Source organism: Pseudomonas sp. BJa3, from assembly GCF_026343815.1.
GTDB lineage: Bacteria > Pseudomonadota > Gammaproteobacteria > Pseudomonadales > Pseudomonadaceae > Aquipseudomonas > Aquipseudomonas soli.
Genome location: NZ_JAOXMC010000018.1, coordinates 33,160 through 55,531, shown reverse-complemented (window position 1 = coordinate 55,531; position 22,372 = coordinate 33,160). Strand labels below are relative to the sequence as shown.

Annotated in this window: 12 protein-coding genes; 3 read left to right on the top strand and 9 right to left on the bottom strand. The window is 66.0% G+C overall.

Features of this window, described 5'->3' with window-relative positions; all coding sequences use genetic code 11:
• Positions 1–2 precede the first annotated feature (2 nt).
• The 6 genes from ccoO (OH705_RS21110) to ccoN (OH705_RS21085) form a co-directional block, all read right to left on the bottom strand.
• A complete protein-coding gene (gene ccoO, locus OH705_RS21110; protein ID WP_023631369.1) occupies positions 3–611 on the bottom strand; it encodes a cytochrome-c oxidase, cbb3-type subunit II in 609 nt (202 codons plus the stop codon).
• Positions 611–2,053 carry a cytochrome-c oxidase, cbb3-type subunit I gene (gene ccoN, locus OH705_RS21105; protein WP_023631368.1) on the bottom strand — a complete coding sequence of 481 codons (1,443 nt, stop codon included), beginning with the start codon at positions 2,051–2,053 and terminating at the stop codon, positions 611–613. Before ccoN (OH705_RS21105) ends, ccoO (OH705_RS21110) begins: the two co-directional genes overlap by 1 nt.
• Positions 2,054–2,487: 434 nt before the next feature.
• Positions 2,488–3,429 carry a cytochrome-c oxidase, cbb3-type subunit III gene (ccoP, locus tag OH705_RS21100; protein ID WP_267302889.1) on the bottom strand — a complete coding sequence of 314 codons (942 nt, stop codon included), beginning with the start codon at positions 3,427–3,429 and terminating at the stop codon, positions 2,488–2,490.
• Positions 3,426–3,620 (bottom strand): cbb3-type cytochrome oxidase subunit 3, encoded by a 195-nt coding sequence (locus OH705_RS21095; RefSeq protein WP_023632287.1) that lies wholly within the window; start codon positions 3,618–3,620, stop codon positions 3,426–3,428. The genes ccoP and OH705_RS21095 overlap by 4 nt, the downstream gene beginning before the upstream one ends.
• Before the next feature lie 5 nt (positions 3,621–3,625).
• The gene (gene ccoO / locus OH705_RS21090; protein WP_038705714.1) at positions 3,626–4,234 is read right to left on the bottom strand and encodes a cytochrome-c oxidase, cbb3-type subunit II; all 609 of its coding nucleotides are present in this window, start codon (positions 4,232–4,234) and stop codon (positions 3,626–3,628) included.
• A 13-nt stretch (positions 4,235–4,247) separates the two neighbouring features.
• Positions 4,248–5,672, bottom strand: coding sequence for a cytochrome-c oxidase, cbb3-type subunit I (gene ccoN / locus OH705_RS21085; protein WP_038705715.1), 1,425 nt, complete (start codon positions 5,670–5,672; stop codon positions 4,248–4,250).
• Between the two features lie 49 nt (positions 5,673–5,721).
• On the opposite strand from ccoN (OH705_RS21085), the gene OH705_RS21080 reads away from it, so the two are divergent.
• Positions 5,722–6,414: an alpha/beta family hydrolase gene (locus OH705_RS21080; RefSeq protein ID WP_267302888.1), complete on the top strand. Its 693-nt coding sequence runs from the start codon at positions 5,722–5,724 to the stop codon at positions 6,412–6,414.
• 143 nt (positions 6,415–6,557) lie between these two features.
• Here OH705_RS21080 and OH705_RS21075 read toward each other — a convergent pair whose 3' ends face one another.
• Both OH705_RS21075 and OH705_RS21070 read right to left on the bottom strand, forming a co-directional pair.
• Positions 6,558–6,842 carry a pyrimidine/purine nucleoside phosphorylase gene (locus OH705_RS21075; RefSeq protein ID WP_038705716.1) on the bottom strand — a complete coding sequence of 95 codons (285 nt, stop codon included), beginning with the start codon at positions 6,840–6,842 and terminating at the stop codon, positions 6,558–6,560.
• 71 nt (positions 6,843–6,913) lie between these two features.
• Positions 6,914–7,465 carry an exonuclease domain-containing protein gene (locus OH705_RS21070; protein WP_094010586.1) on the bottom strand — a complete coding sequence of 184 codons (552 nt, stop codon included), beginning with the start codon at positions 7,463–7,465 and terminating at the stop codon, positions 6,914–6,916.
• Positions 7,466–7,649: 184 nt separating this feature from the next.
• On the opposite strand from OH705_RS21070, the gene OH705_RS21065 reads away from it, so the two are divergent.
• A complete protein-coding gene (locus OH705_RS21065; protein ID WP_094010585.1) occupies positions 7,650–8,450 on the top strand; it encodes a substrate-binding periplasmic protein in 801 nt (266 codons plus the stop codon).
• 98 nt (positions 8,451–8,548) lie between these two features.
• On the opposite strand, the gene OH705_RS21060 is transcribed toward OH705_RS21065, so the two are convergent.
• Positions 8,549–9,076, bottom strand: a complete 528-nt coding sequence (locus tag OH705_RS21060) for an RNA polymerase factor sigma-70 (protein ID WP_023632290.1) — start codon at positions 9,074–9,076, stop codon at positions 8,549–8,551.
• A gap of 317 nt (positions 9,077–9,393) precedes the next feature.
• Here OH705_RS21060 and OH705_RS21055 point away from each other — a divergent pair, with 317 nt between their 5' ends.
• Complete coding sequence (locus OH705_RS21055) at positions 9,394–22,341, top strand: non-ribosomal peptide synthetase (protein WP_267302887.1); 12,948 nt, start codon at positions 9,394–9,396, stop codon at positions 22,339–22,341.
• The last annotated feature ends 31 nt before the right edge of the window (positions 22,342–22,372 follow it).

Below are 22,372 nucleotides of genomic sequence, written 5' to 3'. Positions count from 1 at the left end.
GGTCACCGTTTGCTCTTGATGAGGGTGCCAAGGCCTTGCAGGTACGCGACGAGCGCGTCCATCTCGGTCTTGCCCTTGACCGCGTCGGCGGCGCCGGCGATGTCTTCATCGGTGTAGGGGGTACCCAGGGTGCGCAGCACTTCCATCTTCTTGGCGGTGTCCTTGCCGTCGAGCTTGTGCTCGACCAGCCACGGGTACGACGGCATTTTCGACTCAGGCACCACGTTGCGCGGGTTGTACAGGTGCGCGCGGTGCCAGTCGTCCGAGTAGCGCCCGCCGACGCGGGCCAGGTCCGGGCCGGTGCGCTTGGAGCCCCACAGGAACGGGTGGTCCCACACGCTTTCGCCGGCCACCGAGTAGTGGCCGTAGCGCTCGGTCTCGGCGCGGAACGGGCGGATCATCTGCGAGTGGCAGCCGACGCAGCCTTCGCGGATATAGATGTCGCGGCCTTCGAGCTCCAGCGCGGTGCGTGGCTTCATGCCCTCGACCGGCTTGTTGGTGACGTCCTGGAAGAACAGCGGGACTATCTGGGTCAGGCCGCCGACGCTGACGGCGATGACCATGAAGAAGGCCATCAGGCCAATGTTCTTCTCGACTGCTTCATGCTTCATCAGTGGGCTCCCACGACGACGATCTTGGTGGCTTCCTCAGCCTCCACCGGGTTGGCGGCGCGTACGGTGCGGTACACGTTGTAGGCCATCAGCAGCATGCCGGAGGCGAAGAACGCACCGCCCAGGGCGCGAACGATGAAGCCCGGGTGGCTGGCCTGCAGGGCTTCGACGAAGGAGTAGGTGAGGGTGCCGTCGTCGTTGATGGCGCGCCACATCAGGCCCTGGGTGATGCCGTTGACCCACATCGAGGCGATGTACAGCACGGTGCCGATGGTTGCCAGCCAGAAGTGTGCGTTGATCAGCCCGATGCTATGCATCTGCTGGCGGCCGTAGAGTTTCGGGATCATGTGGTAGACCGCGCCGATCGAGATCATCGCCACCCAGCCGAGGGCGCCGGCATGGACGTGGCCGATGGTCCAGTCGGTGTAGTGCGACAGCGAGTTGACCGTCTTGATGGCCATCATCGGGCCTTCGAAGGTGGACATGCCATAGAAGGCCAGCGACACCACCAGGAAACGCAAGATCGGGTCGGTGCGCAGCTTATGCCAGGCGCCGGACAGGGTCATCATGCCGTTGATCATGCCGCCCCAGCTTGGCGCCAGGAGGATGATCGACATCACCATGCCCAGCGACTGCGCCCAGTCCGGCAGCGCGGTGTAGTGCAGGTGGTGGGGGCCGGCCCAGATGTACAGGGTGATCAGTGCCCAGAAGTGCACGATCGACAGGCGATAGGAGTAGATCGGGCGTTCGGCCTGCTTGGGCACGAAGTAGTACATCATCCCCAGAAAGCCGGTGGTGAGGAAGAAGCCCACGGCGTTGTGGCCGTACCACCACTGGATCATCGCGTCGGTGGCCCCGGCGTAGGCCGAGTAGGACTTGAACAGGCTCACCGGCAGCGAGATGTGGTTGACGATGTGCAGCATCGCGGTGACCACGATGAAGGCGCCGTAGAACCAGTTGCCGACGTAGATGTGCTTGGTCTTGCGCTTGACGATGGTGCCGAAGAACACCAGGGCGTAGGTGACCCAGACGATGGCCAGCAGGATCGCCAGCGGCCATTCGAGCTCGGCGTACTCCTTGGTGGTGGTGAAGCCCATCGGCAGGGTGATCAGCGCGCCGACGATCACCGCCTGCCAGCCCCAGAAGGTGAAGGCGGCCATGCTGTCGGAGATCAGGCGGGTCTGGCAGGTGCGCTGCACCACGTAGTAGCTGGTGCCGAACAGGGCACAGCCACCGAAGGCGAAGATCACCAGGTTGGTGTGCAGCGGGCGCAGGCGGCCGAAGCTCGTCCATGGCAGGTCCAGGTTGAGCTGGGGCCATACCAGTTGCGAGGCGATGAAGACGCCGAGCCCCATGCCAAGGATCCCCCAGACCACCGTCATGATGGCGAACTGGCGGACGACCTTATAGTTATAAGCAGTCGGACTGATTGCAGTGCTCATTCTAAGGTTCCACGGTTTGGGTGTTCTTGTTGGTTGGTAAATCGGCGCCAGTATTGATAACCACCAGGGTTATGGCAACGCAAGTCATGTACGCCGACCCGTGTCCGGACCCTTTTCGCCACCGTCCCGTGGCGTTGGGGGCTGAACGATTGTACACAAATAAATATTTGTAATGTGTACCGTTTTCCATGTTTTTCTGATCGATCGGTCAAGCTTTTGTTTCTGGGACGGGCACGCAAGGCACATCCCAAAGCCGCAGGCTCGAGCGTCCAGGATCGGTGCGTGATGTCAGGCTGTGCACCACGTCTGTTCCGGTCGCTGCGAGCGGAGCCACTGTGGCAACAAGCTTAGTTGTGTTCGGAGGGGGTGCAAGGCGGGGAGGGTGGAGCGGGCCTGTGGGAGCGGTCTGGCTCCCACAGGGGTGTTGCGCTTGTTTACTTGGCGGTTACGGTTTCCGGTACTTCATCCTGCGACAGGCTGTAGACATAGGCCGCCAGCAGGTGGACCTTGTCATTGCCCTGGATATCCTGCTGCGCCGGCATCTGGCCCTGGCGGCCGTAACGGATGGTCTGCTGCAGCTGGGCGAAGCTCGAGCCGTAGATGAACGCCTGCGGGTGGGTCAGGTCGGGCGCGCCCATGGCTGGGGTACCCTTGCCGGTGGGGCCGTGGCAGGCCACGCAGTTGCTGGCGAAGATCTCCTGGCCCTTGGCCGGGTCGGCCTTGACGCCTTCCGGCAGGCTGCGGCCATCGAGGTTGGTCAGCACGAACGCGGCGACATCCGCCACGCCCTGCTCGCCGATCACCGTGGCCCAGCCCGGCATCACGCCGTGGCGGCCGTTCATGATCGAGGCCTTGATGGTCTCCGGGTCGCCGCCCCAGCGCCAGTCCTTGTCGGTCAGGTTGGGGAAGCCGTACGAGCCCTTGGCGTCGGAGCCGTGGCACACCGAGCAGTTGGAGGCGAACAGCCGGCTGCCCATCTTCAGCGCCTGCGGATCCTTGGCCACTTCCTCCACGGGCATGGCGGCGTATTTGGCGAAGATCGGGCCGAACTTGGCGTCAGCCTTGTCCATTTCTTTCTGCCATTCATCCACCTGGGTCCAGCCGTTCTCGTAGCCGGGCAGGATGCCTTTCCAGTTGCCAAGGCCCGGGTAGAGGATCAGGTAACCGACCGAGAACACCAGGGTGCCGACGAACAGCCAGAACCACCATTTCGGCAGCGGGTTGTCGTACTCCTCGATGCCATCGAAGCTGTGGCCCATGGTCTGGTCGGTGGTGTCGCTGCTCTGGCCCTTGCGGGTGCCGAGCAGCAGCCAGGTCAGGCCGATCAGGCTGCCGATGGTCAGTACGCTGATGTACGTACTCCAGAAGGTGGTCATTGCCGGGTACTCCTCATTGCAGCAGGTTCCTGCCCGGCGGGGGGCAGGCGGTCGTCGACGAAGGGCAGCAGGCGCGCTTCGGCGAAATCACGGTCGCGGCGGCGGTTGAACACCCAGAGCGACAGGCCGATGAAGGCGATCATCACCACCAGGGTGCCCAGGCCGCGGATCATGCCGATGTCCATTTCCATCGCACTCACCTCTTGTTCTTGATCGCGGTGCCGAGCACCTGCAGGTAGGCGACCAGCGCGTCCATCTCGGTCTTGCCCTTGACCGCGTCCTTGGCCCCGGCGATGTCGTCGTCGGTGTACGGCACGCCCAGGCTGCGCAGCACGCGCATCTTGACGTCGGTGTGGCTGTTGTCGACCTGCGAGGACACCAGCCACGGGTAGGACGGCATCTTCGACTCAGGCACCACGTTGCGCGGGTTGTACAGGTGCGCGCGGTGCCAGTCGTCCGAGTAGCGGCCGCCGACCCGGGCCAGGTCCGGGCCGGTACGCTTGGAGCCCCACAGGAACGGGTGGTCCCAGACGCTCTCGCCGGCCACCGAGTAGTGCCCGTAGCGCTCGGTTTCGGCGCGGAATGGCCGCACCATCTGCGAGTGGCAGCCAACGCAGCCTTCGCGGATGTAGATGTCGCGGCCTTCGAGCTGCAGGGCGGTGTAGGGCTTCATGCCTTCGACCGGCTTGTTGGTGACGTCCTGGAAGAACAGCGGGACGATCTGGGTCAGGCCGCCGATGCTGACGGCGAACACCATCAGCAGGGCCATCAGGCCTATGTTTTTCTCAACGACTTCGTGTTTCATCAGGCTCTACTCCTCAAGCCAGCTGGGCATTGGCGGTGGCTTGCTCGTCAGCCGGGGCACGCACGGTGCGCCAGGTGTTCCAGGCCATCAGGAACATGCCGCTGAGGAAGATCACGCCGCCGACGAAGCGCACGACGAAGCCTGGGTGGCTGGCCACCAGGGTTTCGACGAACGAATAGGTCAGCGTGCCGTCGCTGTTGACCGCGCGCCACATCAGGCCCTGGGCGATGCCGTTGACCCACATCGAGGCGATGTAGAGCACGGTGCCGATGGTTGCCAGCCAGAAGTGCGCGTTGATCAGCCCGAGGCTGTACATGCGCTCCTTGCCGAATACTTTTGGAATGGTGTGGTACAGCGCGCCGATGGAGATCATCGCTACCCAGCCGAGCGCGCCGGCATGAACGTGGCCGATGGTCCAGTCGGTGTAGTGGGACAGGGCGTTGACCGTCTTGATGGCCATCATCGGGCCTTCGAAGGTGGACATGCCGTAGAACGCCAGGGAGACGACCAGGAAGCGCAGGATCGGGTCGCTGCGCAGTTTATGCCAGGCGCCCGAGAGGGTCATCATGCCGTTGATCATGCCGCCCCAGCTCGGGGCCAGGAGGATCAGCGACATGATCATGCCCAGCGACTGCGCCCAGTCCGGCAGGGCGGTGTAGTGCAGGTGGTGCGGGCCGGCCCAGATGTACAGGGTGATCAGCGCCCAGAAGTGCACGATCGACAGGCGATACGAATACACCGGGCGTTCGGCCTGCTTGGGCACGTAGTAGTACATCATCCCCAGGAAGCCGGCGGTCAGGAAGAAGCCCACGGCGTTGTGGCCGTACCACCACTGCACCATGGCATCGGTGGCGCCGGCGTACAGCGAATAGGACTTGGTCAGGCTGACCGGCACTTCCAGGTTGTTGACGATATGCAGGATCGCCACGGTCAGGATGAAGGCGCCGAAGAACCAGTTACCGACATAGATGTGCTTGGTGTTGCGCTTCATCAGCGTACCGAAGAACACCACGGCATAGGCGACCCAGACGATGGTGATCAGGATGTCGATCGGCCACTCCAGTTCGGCGTATTCCTTGGTGCTGGTGTAGCCGAGCGGCAGGCTGATGGCCGCCAGCAGGATCACCAGTTGCCAGCCCCAGAAGGTGAACGCGGCCAGGCGTGGCGCGAACAGGGTGGTCTGGCAGGTGCGTTGCACCGAATAATACGAGGTGGCGAACAGGGCACAGCCGCCGAAGGCGAAGATCACCGCGTTGGTGTGCAAGGGTCGCAGGCGGCCGAAGCTGGTCCACGGCAGGTCAAGGTTGAAGGCGGGCCAGGCGAGCTGGGCGGCAATGAAGACGCCGAGCCCCATCCCGACGATGCCCCACACCACCGTCATGATGGCGAATTGGCGGACCACCTGGTAGTTGTAGGCGGTACTGCTGGTTGTGTTCATGTATGGGTTCCCATCCACGGTTATAGGCAGGCTAGACAGCGAGGCAAGCATGATTAATGGGCAAAGTGCCGGTATTGACGGGGATCAATGGGCGAAGATCGGAAATGTCCCAGGCTTGCGCTGCGATCCTCCGCAAATTCCGGCGGATCGCGGTGTTTGCGGCTGCCTGATCCTGGCCCACGGCGCCGGTGCGCCGATGGACAGCGGGTTCATGGAGGACATGGCGCAAAGGCTGGCGGGGCAAGGGGTAGGGGTGGTGCGCTTCGAGTTTCCCTACATGGCCGAACGGCGGTTGAATGGCGGCAAGCGGCCGCCCAATCCGCAGAAGGTGTTGCTGGAGTCCTGGCGGACTGTATACGAACAGGTGCGGCGTTTAGTCGCAGGGCCGTTGGCCATAGGTGGCAAGTCCATGGGGGGGCGCATGGCCAGCCTGTTGGCTGATGAACTGGGCGCCGATGCGCTGGTGTGTCTGGGGTATCCGTTCTATGCCGTTGGCAAGCTGGAGAAACCTCGCGTGGAGCATCTTGCAGGCCTGCGCACACGCACGCTGATCGTGCAGGGCGAGCGGGATGCCCTGGGCAATCGCGAGGCGGTCGAGGGGTATGCGCTATCGCCGGGGATCGAGGTGAGCTGGCTGGCGGCGGCGGACCATGATCTGAAGCCGCTGAAGGCCTCGGGGTTCAGCCATGAGCAGCATATGCAGGCGGCGGCGGAGCGGGTGGCGGCGTTTCTCAAGGTCTAGACCGCTTGGGGCTGCTTTGCAGCCCATCGCTGCGGTTCGTCGCCACGACAAGCCGGCTCCCACCCCGACCACGCTGCCCTAAAGCCAAGCGCCGTCCCTGTGGGAGCCGGCTTGCCGGCGATGAGGGCGTTACAGGTTGGTGCTTAGTCGCGGTACTCGCACAGGTAGGCAGTGTCCACGGCTACCTTCAGTTGGAACTTGCTGTCGGCGGCCACGTTGAACTTGTCGCCAGCGTTGAAGGTTTCCCAGTTGTCGCTACCCGGCAGCTTCACGCTCAGGGCGCCGGAAACCACATGCATGATCTCGCGCTTGGCGGTGCCGAACTCGTACTCGCCTGGGGCCATCACGCCTACGGTGGCCGGACCTTCCTTGCCTTCGAAGGCGATCGACTTGACGGTGCCATCGAAGTACTCATTGACCTTGAACATCGGGCGACTCCTGAAAAGGGATGAAAAAAGGCTGGCCAGTATGCCCAAGGCCCGCCCCAGCGTCATCTGTTTCAGGCGGTGCCCGGCGGCAGGCTCGAGGGCAGCAGGCGGGCGGTGTTGCGCGCGTCTTCCAAGGCTCGGTGCTGCTGCCCGGAAAACTGCAGGCCGGCCAGTTGCAGGGCACTGTTCAGGCCAGCCGGGCGCTGCAGATGGCGGGCCTTGGCGAAACGTTGCTTGAGGTTGATATGCGGCAGCTGCTCCAGCACGCTGCGCACATGATGCAGTTGCCACTCCTGCAGCAACTGCTTGCGGTCGTAGTCGCCCCAGCTGACCCATGCGTGCAACTGCGCCTGGTGCGGTTGCAGCCATTGTTCGAACTGGCGCCAGACCAGGTCGAATTTTTCTGCGCCATCGACGTCGGCCTGGGCGATGTGGGTCAGTTGGCAGCAGAATGGCGTCAACTGCGGGCGCCGCCTGGGGCGTACGAAACGCTGGAAGTGATCGACCTCGCGCCCTTCGCGGGTGACCAGGCTCGCGCCGATTTCAATGATTTCCATTTCCGTGACCGGCCAGCCACCGTCGTCGGTGGTGGCTTCCAGGTCGATCACCAACCAGTGGCCCATGCCAGGCTCCCTTTCAATGCATGAAGGCCGACGGACTCTTTAGAGCCTGCCGGCCCGTAGAGCGTAGCCAAAGTCGAGGGCCACGGCATCCCCTGGCACTTTGGCATATTCGGCGGTTGTGCCCGTGTGGGAAAACGCCTAGCTTAGGCGCATTAAGGCCCCCACCCGTGATGAGTGTCCCGACTTGATTCCACTGTCCAGCGTCAAGGTATCGTCCTCCCTGTTATTGTTGGCCGCGGTATCGCTGGGCAGTGCGGCGCGGGCCGACGAGGTGCTGGAAGTGAAGATCGGGGCGGCGCACTTCCCACCCTATACCGTGCGCCCCGAGCAGGGCGCCGACACCGGTTTGCTGCCGCAATTGGTCGAGGCGTTGAACCGTTTGCAGTCCCGGCACCGTTTCGTCCTGGTGCCCACCTCGATCCCCCGGCGCTTTGGCGATTTCCAGCAAGGCCGCACCGACATGGCGATTTTCGAGAACCCGCAGTGGGGCTGGCAGGAAATTGCCCACAATACCGTGGACATGGGGCTGGAGGATGCCGAGATCTTCGTCAGCCGCCAGCAGGCCGGGCGTGACCAGCACTACTTCGACGACCTCGAAGGCAAGCGCCTGGCGTTGTTCAATGGCTACCACTACGCCTTCGCCGATTTCAATCCGGACCCGGCGTGGTTGAAGAAGCGCTACAGGGCGACCCTGACCTATTCCCACGACAGCAACCTGAACATGGTCGAGCGTGGGCGTGCGGACATCGCTCTGGTCACCCGTTCCTATCTCAGCGATTTCCTCAAGCGCAACCCGGACAGTTCCAGCCAGTTGCTGGCATCGCAGCGGGTCGACCAGGTCTACCACCACTACGCGCTGCTGCGTCCTGGGGCGTCCATCAGCCCCGAGGCGTTCGCCAGCCTGCTGCGCCAGCTGCGGGAAAATGGCGAACTGCTGCGCATCTTCCGACCGTACCAGATCACCGTCGAAGCGCCCCACGACTAAATTCTGGCAAGACCCTCGCGTATTCAGTAAGGAGTGGTGGCACGGTCGCTGAGGTAAACGCGGCCCTGCAAGAGCGGGTTTACCCAACTCCAACGGCCTCACCCCAGGCGGCTGCTCTTGCGGCAATGGATCAGCGCATCGCGGATCATGAAGTTGACCAGTGTCGGCGAGACGCCCAGCTCCTTGGCGATATCTTTCTGCGGCACGCCATGCAGGCGGTACATCTCGAAGGCGTAGCGGGTGCGCTTGGGCAATTCCTCGAGGGCGTCGGCGATGTGTTCCAGGGTGGCGAGGTTGATGTGGGTGGCTTCAGGTGAAGCGTTCTGGATGACCACGTTCATCCCTTCCTCTTCGCTGCCGGAGTACCTCAGTTCCATGGCCTGTTTGCGGTAGTGATCGATAGCGAGGTTGCGCACGATCTGGAACAGGTAGCTGAGCTGGGCCTTGAACGATGAGGTGATCTGCGGGGCGGCGCTGAGCCTGAAGAAGGCATCCTGCACCACATCCTCGGCGCGCGAGCGGCAGCCGGTAATGCGGGCTGCGATCTTGACCAGGATGCTGCGGTTGTCGACGAATGCCTGGAGTAACGGTGAATCGCACTTACCTGTGGATAGTTGTTCCGCCATGGAAATCACCTTGTCTCAGAGAGGAGAGGGAGCGCACCTCTTAAGGAGGCTTCCTACGACGTGCGACAAGCTATTCGTAATGATAATGATTGTCAAATACGAAAGTTAATGAGTTTTCATACATTTCAGTTCTAAGCTTCGCTGTGTGAAACGCTTCAACTTTTGCCTCTGCGTTCGCCCTTTGCGGCCTTCCCGATGGGCCTAATTTCTTTTCCCGCCCATCCGTTCCCCTGTGTACATCTCGGCTGCCCAACACTGCCCGCCAGTCGCGCGGACCAGTCAGGCGCGACTCACCCAGACACTGGCAGGAACATTCCATGACGGACGCCTTCGAACTCCCGCACTCGCTGGTCCAGGCCTTGGCGCAACGCGCCGCCCAGACCCCGGAGCGCATTGCCTTGCGCTTCCTGGCCGATGCGCCCGGCGAGCAGGCAGTGCTCAGCTATCGGGACCTCGACCAGCGCGCACGGACCATCGCGGCGGCGTTGCAGTCGCAGGCCGGGTTCGGCGAGCGTGCCGTACTGCTGTTTCCCAGTGGGCCGGACTACGTCGCGGCGTTCTTCGGCTGCCTGTATGCCGGGGTGATCGCCGTGCCGGCCTACCCGCCGGAGTCGTCGCGTCAGCACCATCAGGAACGCCTGCTGTCGATCATCGACGACGCCGAACCGCGCTTGCTGCTGACGGTAAAGGCGCTGGAAGACAGCTTGCAGGGTCTCGACGCCTTGGCTGGCGCCAAGGCTCCGGGCCTGCTGGCCGTGGACAGCCTGGATCCGCAGTTGGCCGCGCAATGGCACGAGCCGGTGCTGGAAGGCAGCGACATCGCTTTTCTGCAATACACCTCCGGCTCCACCGCGCTGCCCAAGGGCGTGCAGGTCAGTCATGGCAACCTTGTGGCCAACGAACAGCTGATTCGCCACGGTTTCGGCATCGATCTGAATCCGGACGACGTGATCGTCAGCTGGTTGCCGCTGTACCACGACATGGGCCTGATCGGTGGCCTGCTGCAGCCGATCTTCAGTGGCGTGCCCTGCGTGCTGATGTCGCCGGGCTATTTCCTCGCCCGGCCATTGCGCTGGCTGCAGGCGATCAGCGAGTACGGCGGCACCATCAGTGGCGGTCCGGATTTCGCCTACCGGCTGTGCAGCGAGCGGGTCAGCGAGGCCGCGCTCGCCGGCCTGGACCTGAGCCACTGGCGCGTGGCCTATTCGGGGTCCGAGCCGATCCGCCAGGACAGTCTCGATACCTTCGCTGAAAAGTTTGCCGCCTGCGGCTTCACCGCCAGCAGCTTCTTCGCCAGCTATGGCCTGGCCGAGGCTACCCTGTTCGTCAGCGGCAGCCGCCGTGGCCAGGGTATCGGCGCGCTGGCGCTGGATGCCGAGGCCTTCGCCGCCAACCGCGCCGAGCCCGGCCAGGGCAGCGTGCTGATGAGCTGCGGCTACCCGCAGCCGGGTCACGCGGTGTGCATTGTCGAGCCGCAGCGCCTGGAGGTGCTGGAGGACAACCGGGTCGGCGAGATCTGGGCCGGTGGCCCGAGCATCGCCCTGGGTTATTGGCGCAATCCCGAGGCCAGCGCGCGGACCTTTGTCGAGCGTGACGGCCAGACCTGGCTGCGTACCGGCGATCTCGGCTTCATGCGCGATGGCGAAGTGTTCGTCACCGGGCGCTTGAAGGACATGCTTATCGTCCGTGGCCAGAACATCTACCCGCAGGACCTGGAAAAGACCCTCGAGCGTGAAGTCGATGTGCTGCGCAAGGGCCGGGTGGCGGTGTTTGCCGTCGACGACCAGGGCGAGGAGGGCATTGGCGTGGCGGTGGAGATCAGCCGCAATGTGCAGAAGGCGCACACGCCCGAGGCGCTGATCAATACTCTGCGCCGGGTCACTGCCGATGCCTGTCGCCAGGCGCCGGCCGTGGTGTTGCTGCTCAACCCGGGCGCCTTGCCCAAGACCTCCAGCGGCAAGCTGCAGCGCTCGGCCTGCCGCCTGCGCATGAACGACGGCAGCCTGGATATCTATGCGCGTTTCCCGATGGCGCAGACGGAGCAGGGCAATGGCGTGGCCGGTGACGACCTGCAGGCACGGATCGCGGGAATCTGGCGTGAGCTGCTCAAGGTCGAGGCGGTGGCGGCGCACGATCACTTCCTGCTGCTGGGCGGCAACTCCATCGCGGCCACCCAGGTGACCGCGCGCCTGGGCGACGAACTGGGCATCCAGCTCAGCCTGCGCACCCTGTTCGAAGCACCGACCCTGGCCGAATACAGCGCCGCCGTGGCGGCCGTCCTCGCCGAAGGTGGCAGCGCCGCCGGCACCATCGAAACCCAGGCCCGCGACCAGGCCCTGCCGCAGTCACTGGCACAGAACCGCTTGTGGCTGTTGTGGCAGCTGGAGCCGCAGTCCGCCGCCTACAACATCCCCGCCGGGCTGCACCTGCGCGGCGAGTTGGATGTCGCGGCGCTGCAGGCCAGCTTCCAGGCCCTGGTGGCACGCCATGAATCCCTGCGCACGTTGTTCGACGAAGTCGACGGCCAGGCCGTGCAACGCATCCTGCCGAGCCAGGCGTTCACCCTGCGTCATCTGGACCTCGAAGGGCAGTCTCCCGCCGAGGTGGCCGCGTGCCGCGAGGATGAGGCGCAGCAGCCGTTCGATCTGCGCCAGGGCCCGCTCCTGCGGGTGACCCTGGCCTGCCTGGACGACGAAGAGCACCAGCTGTGGGTGACCCTGCACCACATCGTCGCCGACGGCTGGTCGCTGAACATCCTGCTGGATGAGTTCGCTCGCCTGTACGCCGCACAGGGCCAGGCCGTGCAACTGCCCGAACTGACGCTGGGCTACGCCGACTACGGCCAGTGGCAGCGCCAGTGGCTGGCCGATGGCGAAAGCGCCCGCCAGCTCGACTACTGGAAGAACAAGCTGGGTGACGAACTGCCGGTGCTCGACCTGTGCACCGACCAGCCCCGCGCCAGCCAGCAGCACAGCCGCGCCGCGCGCCACAGCCTCAAGGTACCTGCGGCACTGACCAGCGCCCTCAAGGACCTGGCCCGCGAGCAGCAGGCCAGTCTGTTCATGGTCCTGCTGGCCGGCTGGCAGGCCGTGCTGCATCGCTACAGCGGCCAGGGCGACATCCGCGTCGGCGTGCCCAACGCCAACCGCCCGCGCCTGGAAACCCAAGGCATGGTCGGCTTCTTCATCAACACCCAGGTGCTGCGCGCCGAGCTCGACGGCCGCCTGCCGTTCGCCGGGCTGCTGGCCCAGGCGCGCCAAGCCACCCTGGAGGCCCAGGCCCATCAGGACCTGCCCTTCGAGCAACTGCTCGAGGCGCTGCCGCAGGCCCGTGAACAAGGCCTGTTCCAGGTCATGTTCAACCACCAGCAACGCGACCTGTCGGCCTTGCGTCGCCTGCCCGGCCTGCTCGCCGAAGAGCTGCCGTGGCACAGCCGCGAAGCCAAGTTCGACCTGCAGTTGCACAGCGAGGAAGACCACCAGGGCCGCCTGACGCTGGCCTTCGACTACGCCGCCGGGTTGTTCGAGGCGGCCACCGTCAAGCGCCTGGCCAGCCATCTGCTGGCCTTGCTCGAACAGGTCTGCGCCGAGCCGCAGCTGGCCATTGGCGAGGTGCGCCTGCTCGACGAACACAGCCAGACGCAACTGCTCGAGTGGGGCCAGGCGCCCATGGTGAGCGCGCCGCGCCTGCTGGTCGAGCAACTCAACGAACAGGCGCGCCTGAGCCCCGAGCGCACCGCGCTGGTGTGGGAGGGCGGTCAACTGGGCTATGCCGAACTGCACCAGCAGGCCAACCGCCTGGCGCACTACCTGCGCGACAAGGGCGTCGGTCCGGACACTTGCGTGGCGATTGCCCTGGAGCGTTCGCCGCAGCTGCTGGTCGGCCTGCTGGCCATTCTCAAGGCCGGTGGCGCCTACGTGCCGCTGGACACCGACTACCCGGCCGAGCGCCTGGCCTACATGCTCGGTGATTGCCAGGCCGGCCTGCTGCTCAGCCACAGCAGCCTGCTCGACAAACTGCCGCAGGTCGAAGGCGTGAGCGCCATCGCCCTCGACCAGTTGCACCTGGACAGCTGGCCAAGCCAGGCCCCCGGCCTGCACCTGCACGGCGACAACCTCGCCTATGTGATCTACACCTCCGGCTCCACCGGCCAGCCCAAGGGCGTGGGCAACACCCATGCGGCGCTGGCCGAGCGCCTGCAGTGGATGCAGGCCAGCTATGCGCTGGTTGACAGCGACGTGCTGATGCAGAAGGCGCCGATCAGCTTCGACGTGTCGGTGTGGGAGTGCTTCTGGCCGCTGGTCACCGGTTGCAAGCTGGTCCTGGCTGGCCCCGGCGAACATCGCGATCCGCAGCGCATCGCCCAACTGATCCAGCAACACGCGGTGACCACGCTGCACTTCGTCCCGCCGTTGCTGCAGGTGTTCGTCCAGGAGCCGTTGGCCGCCGGCTGCACCAGCCTGCGCCGGTTGTTCTCCGGTGGCGAGGCGTTGTCCGCCGCGTTGCGTGACCGCGTGCTGCAACTGCTGCCACAGGTGCAACTGCACAACCGCTATGGTCCGACTGAAACCGCGATCAACGTCACCCACTGGCACTGCCAGGCGAATGACGGCGAGCGCTCGCCCATCGGCCGCCCGCTGGGCAACGTGCTGTGCCGGGTGCTGGACGATGAGTTCGAGTTGACCGCGCCGGGCGTGCCCGGCGAGCTGTGCCTGGGTGGCGCCGGCATGGCCCGCGGCTACCTCGGCCGCCCTGGGCTGACCGCCGAGCGCTTCGTGCCGCAGCCCGATGGCGACGGCGCACGGCTGTACCGCAGCGGCGACCGCGCCCGCTGGCATGTGCAGAGCCAGGCCCTGGAGTACCTGGGGCGCCTCGACCAGCAGGTGAAGGTGCGCGGCTTCCGCGTCGAGCCGGAGGAGGTGCAGGCTGTGCTGCTGGCCGAGCCGGGTGTCGCCCAGGCACTGGTACTGATCCACAAGGATGCCGTCGGTGCCCAGCTGGTGGGCTATTACAGCGGTGTCGAGCAGACCGAGGCGCTGCTGGCCGCATTGGCCGAGCGCCTGCCGGCCTACATGGTGCCGGCACAACTCATCCATCTTGCGCAGATGCCCCTGGGGCCGAACGGCAAGGTCGATCGCAAGGCGCTGCCGGCACCGGTCTGGCAGCAACATGAACATGTCGAGCCGCAAAGTGCATTGCAACAACAGGTCGCGGCGATCTGGCGCGAGGTCCTGGGCCGGCCGCAGGTCGGCTTGCAGGATGACTTCTTCGCCCTCGGCGGCCACTCGCTGCTGGCCACCCAGATCGTCTCGCGCACTCGCCAGGCGCTGGATGTCGAGTTGCCGCTCAAGGCCTTGTTCGAGGCCAGCGAGCTGGGCGCGTTCTGCGCCGAAATTTCCCGTCTGCAGGGTTGCGGCGCACACAACCTGCAAGGTGCCATCGCCCGTGTCGACCGCCGCCAGGCGGTGCCGCTGTCGTACTCGCAGCAGCGCATGTGGTTCCTCTGGCAGATGGATCCGCATAGCCCCGCCTACAACGTCGGCGGCATGGCTCGCTTCCAGGGCCTGCTGCATGTGGATGCCTTCGAGCGCGCCCTGCAGGCGTTGATCGTGCGTCACGAAACCCTGCGCACCACTTTCCCCAGCATCGACGGCAAGCCTCACCAGTGCGTGGCCGATCACAGCCACGTGCAACTGCACTGGCATGACTTCAGCGCCCTGGCCGGCGAGGCCCGCCAGCAACGCCTGCAGCAACTGGCCGACGACCAGGCGCACCAGCCGTTCGACCTGGAGCGCGGTCCGCTGTTGCGCTCCTGCCTGGTCAAGGCCGGCGAGCGCGAGCACTACTTCGTCCTGACCCTGCACCATATCGTCACCGAAGGCTGGGCCATGGACATCTTCGCCCGCGAACTGGGCGAGCTGTACGAGGCCTTCGTCGACGAGCGCGAGTCGCCGCTGGCGCCGCTGCCGGTGCAGTACCTCGACTACAGCGTATGGCAGCGCCAGTGGCTGGAAAGCGGCGAGGGCGATCGCCAGCTGGCCTACTGGAAGGACCGCCTGGGCGATGAGCATCCGGTGCTGGCGCTGCCCGCCGATCGTCCACGCCCGGCAGTGCAGAGCCACCGCGGCGAGCTGTACCGCTTCGACCTGGATCCGGCGCTGGTCAAGCGCGTGCACGCCTTCAACAGCCAGCGCGGCCTGACCCTGTTCATGACCATGACCGCTACCCTGGCCGCGTTGCTGCACCGCTACAGCGGCCAGCGCGACCTGCGCATCGGCGCGCCGGTGGCCAACCGTATTCGCCCGGAAAGCGAGGGGTTGATCGGCGCCTTCCTCAACACCCAGGTGCTGCGTTGCGAACTGGACGGGCAGATGAGCGCCGGCGCGTTGCTCGACCAAGTGCGCCAGACCATCATCGATGGCCAGTCGCATCAGGACCTGCCATTCGAGCAACTGGTCGAGGCCTTGCAGCCGCCGCGCTCGAGCGCTTACAACCCGCTGTTCCAGGTGATGTGCAACGTGCAGCGCTGGGCCTTCCAGCAGAGCCGTGAACTGGTGGGCATGCAGGTGGATTACCTGGTCAACGACGCCAGCGCCACCAAATTCGACCTGTACCTTGAGGTCACCGACCTCGATGGCCGCCTGGGCTGCTGCTTCACCTACAGCCGCGACCTGTTCGATGAGCCGCGCATCGCGCGCATGGCCGAGCACTGGCAGCAGTTGCTGGTGGCGCTGATCGACGATCCGCAGCAGCGCCTGTGCGAACTGCCGATGCTGGCTGAAGCCGAGCAGCAGGTGCTGATCGGCCAGCTGCAGGGCGAGCAGGACTTCGCACTGGACCAGACGCTGCACGGGCTGTTCGCCGCCCAGGCTGAGCGGACCCCGCAGGCCCTGGCCCTGACCTTCGCCGGCCAGCACCTGAGCTACGCCGAGCTCGACCAGCAGGCCAACCGCCTGGCCCGCGCCCTGCGCGAGCGCGGCGTCGGCCCGCAGGTGCGGGTAGGCCTGGCGCTGGAGCGATCGCTGGAGATGGTGGTCGGCCTGCTGGCCATCCTCAAGGCCGGTGGCGCCTACGTGCCGCTGGACCCGGAATACCCGCTCGACCGCCTGCGCTACATGATCGAGGACAGCCGCTTGGGCCTGCTGATCGGCCAGCGGGCGTTGCTCGACACCCTGGGCGAACTGCCGCCAGGCGTTGCCCGCTGGAGCCTGGAGGACGATGCCGCGAGCCTTTCCGCCTACAGCGACGCCGCCCTGGACAACCTCAACCTGCCGCAGCACCAGGCCTACCTGATCTACACCTCCGGTTCCACTGGCAAGCCCAAGGGCGTGGTGGTCAGCCACGGTGAAATTGCCATGCACTGCAAGGCGGTGATCGCCGAGTTCGGCATGCGCAGCGACGACTGCGAGCTGCACTTCTATTCGATCAACTTCGACGCCGCCAGCGAGCGCCTGCTGGTGCCGCTGCTGTGCGGTGCCCGCGTGGTGTTGCGTGCCCAGGGCCAGTGGGGCGCCGAGGAAATCTGCCAGCTGGTGCGCGAGCAGCAAGTCAGCGTGCTCGGTTTCACCCCGAGCTACGGCAGCCAGTTGGCCCAGTACCTGGCCGGGCAGGGCGAGCAATTGCCGGTGCGCCTGGTGATCACCGGTGGCGAGGCCTTGACCGGCGAGCACCTGCAACGCATCCGCCAGGCCTTTGCGCCGCAACAGTTCTTCAACGCCTACGGCCCGACCGAAACGGTGGTGATGCCGCTGGCCTGCCTGGCACCGGAGCAGATACCGGTCGACGCCGGCAGCGTGCCGATCGGCCGGGTCATCGGTGCCCGCACCGCCTATATCCTTGACGAGGACCTGGCGCTGCTGCCGCAAGGCGGCATCGGAGAACTGTATGTCGGCGGTGCCGGCCTGGCCCAGGGCTACCACGACCGTCCGGGCCTGAGTGCCGAGCGTTTCGTCGCCGACCCGTTCAGCCATGCCGGCGGTCGCCTGTACCGTACCGGCGATCTGGTGCGCCTGCGCGCCGATGGCCTGGTGGAGTATGTCGGGCGGGCCGACCAGCAGGTGAAGATCCGTGGCTTCCGTATCGAGCTGGGCGAGATCGAGAGCCGCCTGCAGGAGCACGCCGACGTCGAGGAGGCAGTGGTCCTGGCCCTCGACCTGCCGGGCGGCAAGCAACTGGTGGGTTACCTGGTGTGCCCACAGGCGAGCGCCGACGGCGAGGCCCAGGCCCTGCTGCGCGAGGCGGTAAAGGCCGATGCCCGCCGGCACCTGCCCGACTACATGGTGCCGGCGCACCTGGTGCTGCTCGACAGCCTGCCGCTGATGGGCAACGGCAAGCTCGACCGCCGAGCGTTGCCGGCCCCGGACCTGGAGCAGGCGCGTCAGCACTACCAGGCCCCGGCCAACGAGCTGGAAAGCCAGCTGGCGCAGATCTGGCGCGAGGTGCTCAACCTGCCGCGCATCGGCGTGCAGGACAACTTCTTCGAACTGGGCGGCGACTCGATCCTGTCGATCCAGGTGGTCAGCCGTGCCCGCCAGCTGGGGTTGCAGTTCACCCCACGTGACCTGTTCCAGCACCAGACCATCCAGACCCTGGCGGCAGTGGTGACCCGCAGCGAGGCGCCGAGCGCTATCGAGCAGGGCGCACGTCAGGGCAGCGCCGGCCTGACGCCGATCCAGCACTGGTTCTTCGACAGCGAAGTGCCGCAACCGCAGCACTGGAACCAGGCGGTGCTGCTCTGTGTGCGCCAGCCATTGCAGGCCGAGGAGTTGGAGCAGGCTTTGGCCGCGCTGGTGCAACACCACGACAGCCTGCGCCTGCGCTTTGGCCAGGCCAACGGCCGCTGGCAGGCCGAGTACGCCCAGCCGAGCACACAGCCGTTGCTGTGGACCGCGACGGTGAGCGATTTCGACGACTGCCAGGCACTGTATACCGATGTGCAGCGCAGCTTGGACCTGGCCGAGGGGCCGCTGCTGCGCGCCTTGTTGGTCAGCGATGACCAGGGCGTCCAGCGCCTGCTGCTGGCGATCCACCACCTGGTGGTCGATGGCGTATCCTGGCGCGTCTTGCTGGAAGACCTGCAGGCGCTGTACCGCGGTGAAACCCTGGCCGCCAAGACCCATGCCATGGGCGACTGGGCGGCGCGCCTGGCCAGCTATGCCGGCAGCGATTCGCTGCGCGACGAGCTGGGCTGGTGGGAAGCGCAACTGGGCAGCGCCCGTCGCGAACTGCCCTGCGACCACCCTCAAGGCGGCAACCTGCACCGCCATGCCCGCAGCCTTGCCATCGACCTGAACGTGGAACAGACCCGCCAACTGCTGCAACAGGCGCCGGCGGCCTACCACACCCAGGTCAACGATCTGCTGCTGACTGCCCTGGCGCGCACACTGTGCCACTGGAGCGGCGACGAGCAGGTGCTGGTGCAGCTGGAAGGCCATGGTCGCGATGGTCTGTTCGAGGACATGGACCTGACCCGCAGCGTCGGCTGGTTCACCAACGCCTACCCACTGAGCCTGAGCCCCGTAATGGCTGATGGCGAAGTTGGTCGCGCCACGTCGATCAAGCGCATCAAGGAACAACTGCGCCAGGTGCCGCACAAAGGCCAGGGCTACGGTGTGCTGCGCTACCTGGCCGACGAGCTAGGGCGTGAGCGCATGGCCGCCTTGCCCCAGGCCCGGATCACCTTCAACTACCTCGGTCAGTTCGACCAACAGTTCGACCAGGCGGCACTGTTCCAGCCGCTGGACGCCCCGGTGGGCCTGGCCCATGACCTGGATGCGCCGCTGCCGAACTGGCTGAGCGTCGATGGCCAGGTCTACGGCGGCGCACTGCAACTGCGCTGGAGCTACAGTGCCGAGCGCTATGACGAGGCGACCATCGCCCGTCTGGCCGAGGCCTATCGCCAGGAGCTGCTGGCGTTGGTCGCCCATTGCCTGGCGGACGGCAACGGCAGCTTCACCCCCTCGGACTTCCCCCTGGCGCAACTGACCCAGGAGCAGATCGACACGCTGCCGATCCCGGCCGCCGAGATCGAGGACGTCTACCCGCTGACGCCGATGCAGGAAGGCCTGCTGCTGCACACCCTGCTCGAGCCGGGCACCGGCATCTACTACATGCAGGACCGCTACCGCATCAACAGCGCCCTCGACCCCGAGCGCTTCGCCCAGGCCTGGCAGGCGGTGGTGGCGCGCCACGAGGCGTTGCGTGCCTCGTTCAGCTGGAACGCCGGCGAAGCGATGTTGCAGATCATCCACAAACCCGGCAAGACCGCGGTGGACTACCAGGACTGGCGCGGCCTTGACGAGCACGCCCAGGAAGCGCGCCTGCAAGCGCTGCACAAGGAGGAGCGCGAGGCCGGCTTCGAGCTGCTGCGCGAAGCACCGTTCCACCTGCGCCTGGTGCGCGTGGACGATGCGCGTTACTGGTTCATGATGAGCAACCACCACATCCTCATCGATGCCTGGTGCCGCTCGCTGCTGATGAACGACTTCTTCGAGATCTACCAGGCCCTGGGCGAAGGGCGCCAGGCCCAGTTGCCGGTACCGCCGCGCTACCGCGACTATATCGGCTGGCTGCAGCGCCAGGATCTCGACCAGGCGCGCCAGTGGTGGCAGGCCAACCTGGCCGGCTTCGAGCGCGCCACGGCGATTCCCAGCGACCGTCCGCTGCGCCATGACCACGCCGGTGACGGCATGGTCGTGGGTGACTGCTACACCCGCCTGCAAGTGAGCGAGGGCGCCCGCCTGCGTGAACTGGCCCAGGCCCACCAACTGACGGTCAACACCTTCGCCCAGGCGGCCTGGGCCTTGACCCTGGCGCGCTACAGCGGCGATCGCGACGTGGTGTTCGGCGTCACCGTGGCCGGGCGCCCGGTGAGCCTGCCGCAGATGCAGCGCACGGTCGGCTTGTTCATCAACAGCATCGCCCTGCGCGTGCAGTTGCCGCAGCCGGGCGAGCGCAGCAGCGTGCGTCAGTGGCTGCAGGGCTTGCTCGATCGCAACATGCAGTTGCGTGAATACGAGTACCTGCCGCTGGTGGCGATCCAGGAATGCAGCGAACTGCCCAAGGGCCAGCCGCTGTTCGACAGCCTGTTCGTGTTCGAGAACGCCCCGGTGGAAACTGCGGTGCTCGACCACGCCCAGCATCTGGACGCCAGCTCCGACTCGGGCCGGACCCACACCAACTTCCCGCTGACCGCGGTGTGCTACCCGGGCGATGACCTGGGCCTGCACCTGTCGTTCGACCAGCGCTACTTCGACTACCCGACCGTCGAGCGCCTGCTCGCCGAATTCAAGCGCCTGCTGCTGGCCCTGGTCGAGGGCTTCGAGGGCGAGGTCGGCGAGCTGCCACTGCTGGGGGCCGACGAACAACGCTTCCTGCTCGAGGACTGCAACCGCACCGAGCATGCCTATGCGCTGGAGCAGAGCTACGTCGAGCTGTTCGAGGCACGGGTGGCCGCGCATCCGCAGCGCACCGTCGCCCGTTGCGAGACGGCCGCTTACGACTATGCGGGCCTGAACGTGGCGGCCAACCGGCTGGGTCATGCCTTGGTTGCGGCTGGCGTGGCCATCGACCAACCGGTGGCGCTGCTGGCCGAGCGCGGCCTGGCGCTGCTGGGCATGATCGTCGGCAGCTTCAAGGCCGGCGCCGGCTACCTGCCGCTGGATCCGGGCCTGCCGGCGGCGCGCCTGCAACGCATCGTCGAGCTGAGCCGCACGCCGGTGCTGGTGTGCAGCGCGGCCTGCGCCGAGCAGGCGCGCCAGTTGCTTGATGAAGTGGCGGGCGCGGCGCGGCCGAAGCTGCTGGTCTGGGAAGACGTGCAGGCAAGCAACGTGGCCAGCCATAACCTTGGCATCCACAGCGCGCCGGACAACCTTGCCTACGTGATCTACACCTCCGGCTCCACCGGCCTGCCCAAGGGCGTGATGGTCGAGCAGCGCGGCATGCTCAACAACCAGCTGAGCAAGGTGCCGTACCTGGCCCTGGACGAGCAGGACGTAATTGTCCAGACCGCCTCGCAGAGCTTCGACATCTCGGTGTGGCAGTTCCTCGCCGCGCCGCTGTTCGGGGCCAAGGTGGAGATCGTGCCAAACGCCATCGCCCATGATCCGCAAAGCCTGCTGAGCCATGTGCAGGCCACCGGCATCACCGTGCTGGAGAGTGTGCCGTCGCTGATCCAGGGCATGCTGGCCAACGATCACCAGGCGCTCGATGGCCTGCGCTGGATGCTGCCGACCGGCGAGGCCATGCCGCCCGAGCTGGCCGCGCAGTGGCTGCAACGCTACCCGGCCATCGGCCTGGTCAACGCCTACGGCCCGGCGGAGTGCTCGGACGACGTGGCGTTCTTCCGCGTCGATGCCGCCTCGACCCAGGGCAGCTACCTGCCGATAGGCACGCCGACCGACAACAACCGCCTGTACCTGCTCGGCGAGGACCAGACCCTGGTGCCGCTGGGCGCAGTGGGCGAGCTGTGCGTCGCTGGTACCGGTGTGGGCCGTGGCTATGTCGGCGACCCGCTGCGCACGGCGCAGGCGTTCATTCCGCATCCGTACGGTGCGCCTGGTGAGCGCCTGTACCGCACCGGCGACCTGGCGCGGCGCCGTCCGGATGGCGTGCTGGAGTACGTCGGGCGTATCGACCATCAGGTGAAGATCCGTGGCTACCGCATCGAGCTGGGCGAGATCGAGGCGCGCCTGCACGAACAGCCGGAGCTGCGCGATGCCGCGGTGGGCGTGCAGGAGGGCGTCAACGGCAAGCACCTGGTCGGCTACCTGGTGGCGCACCAGGGCGTCAGTGCCGACGCCGCGCTGCTCGACCAGCTCAAGCAGCGCCTGCGCGCCGAGTTGCCGGAGTACATGGTGCCGCTGCACTGGGGCTGGTTCGACAGCCTGCCGCACAACGCCAACGGCAAGCTTGACCGCAAGGCGCTGCCGGCCATCGATATCGGTGGCCAGCACAGCCAGGCCTACCTGGCGCCGCGCAACGAGCTTGAAGAGACCCTCGCCGGGATTTGGGCCGATGTGCTCAAGGCCGAGCGGGTGGGTGTGCGCGACAACTTCTTCGAGCTGGGCGGGCATTCGCTGCTGGCAACGCAGATCGCATCGCGGGTGCAGAAGGCCCTGCAGTTGAACGTGCCGCTGCGGGCGATGTTCGAGTGCAGCACGGTGCAAGAGCTGGCGGACTATGTGCGCGGGCTGCAGGACAGCGCGCTGGATGACGCCAAGGTCGATAGGTTGAGCGACCTGATGGCGGAGCTGGAGGCGTTGTAACGGTCATCGCGGGGCAAGTCGCATCGACTCT

Coding starts and splice junctions, on each gene's coding strand:
- ccoP (WP_267302889.1), bottom strand. CDS start 3,429: ATGACCACCTTCTGGAGTACGTACATCAGCGTACTGACCATCGGCAGC.
- ccoO (WP_023631369.1), bottom strand. CDS start 611: ATGAAGCATGAAGCAGTCGAGAAGAACATTGGCCTGATGGCCTTCTTC.
- OH705_RS21070 (WP_094010586.1), bottom strand. CDS start 7,465: ATGGGCCACTGGTTGGTGATCGACCTGGAAGCCACCACCGACGACGGT.
- ccoN (WP_023631368.1), bottom strand. CDS start 2,053: ATGAGCACTGCAATCAGTCCGACTGCTTATAACTATAAGGTCGTCCGC.
- OH705_RS21060 (WP_023632290.1), bottom strand. CDS start 9,076: ATGGCGGAACAACTATCCACAGGTAAGTGCGATTCACCGTTACTCCAG.
- OH705_RS21055 (WP_267302887.1), top strand. CDS start 9,394: ATGACGGACGCCTTCGAACTCCCGCACTCGCTGGTCCAGGCCTTGGCG.
- OH705_RS21080 (WP_267302888.1), top strand. CDS start 5,722: ATGATTAATGGGCAAAGTGCCGGTATTGACGGGGATCAATGGGCGAAG.
- OH705_RS21095 (WP_023632287.1), bottom strand. CDS start 3,620: ATGGAAATGGACATCGGCATGATCCGCGGCCTGGGCACCCTGGTGGTG.
- OH705_RS21075 (WP_038705716.1), bottom strand. CDS start 6,842: ATGTTCAAGGTCAATGAGTACTTCGATGGCACCGTCAAGTCGATCGCC.
- ccoO (WP_038705714.1), bottom strand. CDS start 4,234: ATGAAACACGAAGTCGTTGAGAAAAACATAGGCCTGATGGCCCTGCTG.
- ccoN (WP_038705715.1), bottom strand. CDS start 5,672: ATGAACACAACCAGCAGTACCGCCTACAACTACCAGGTGGTCCGCCAA.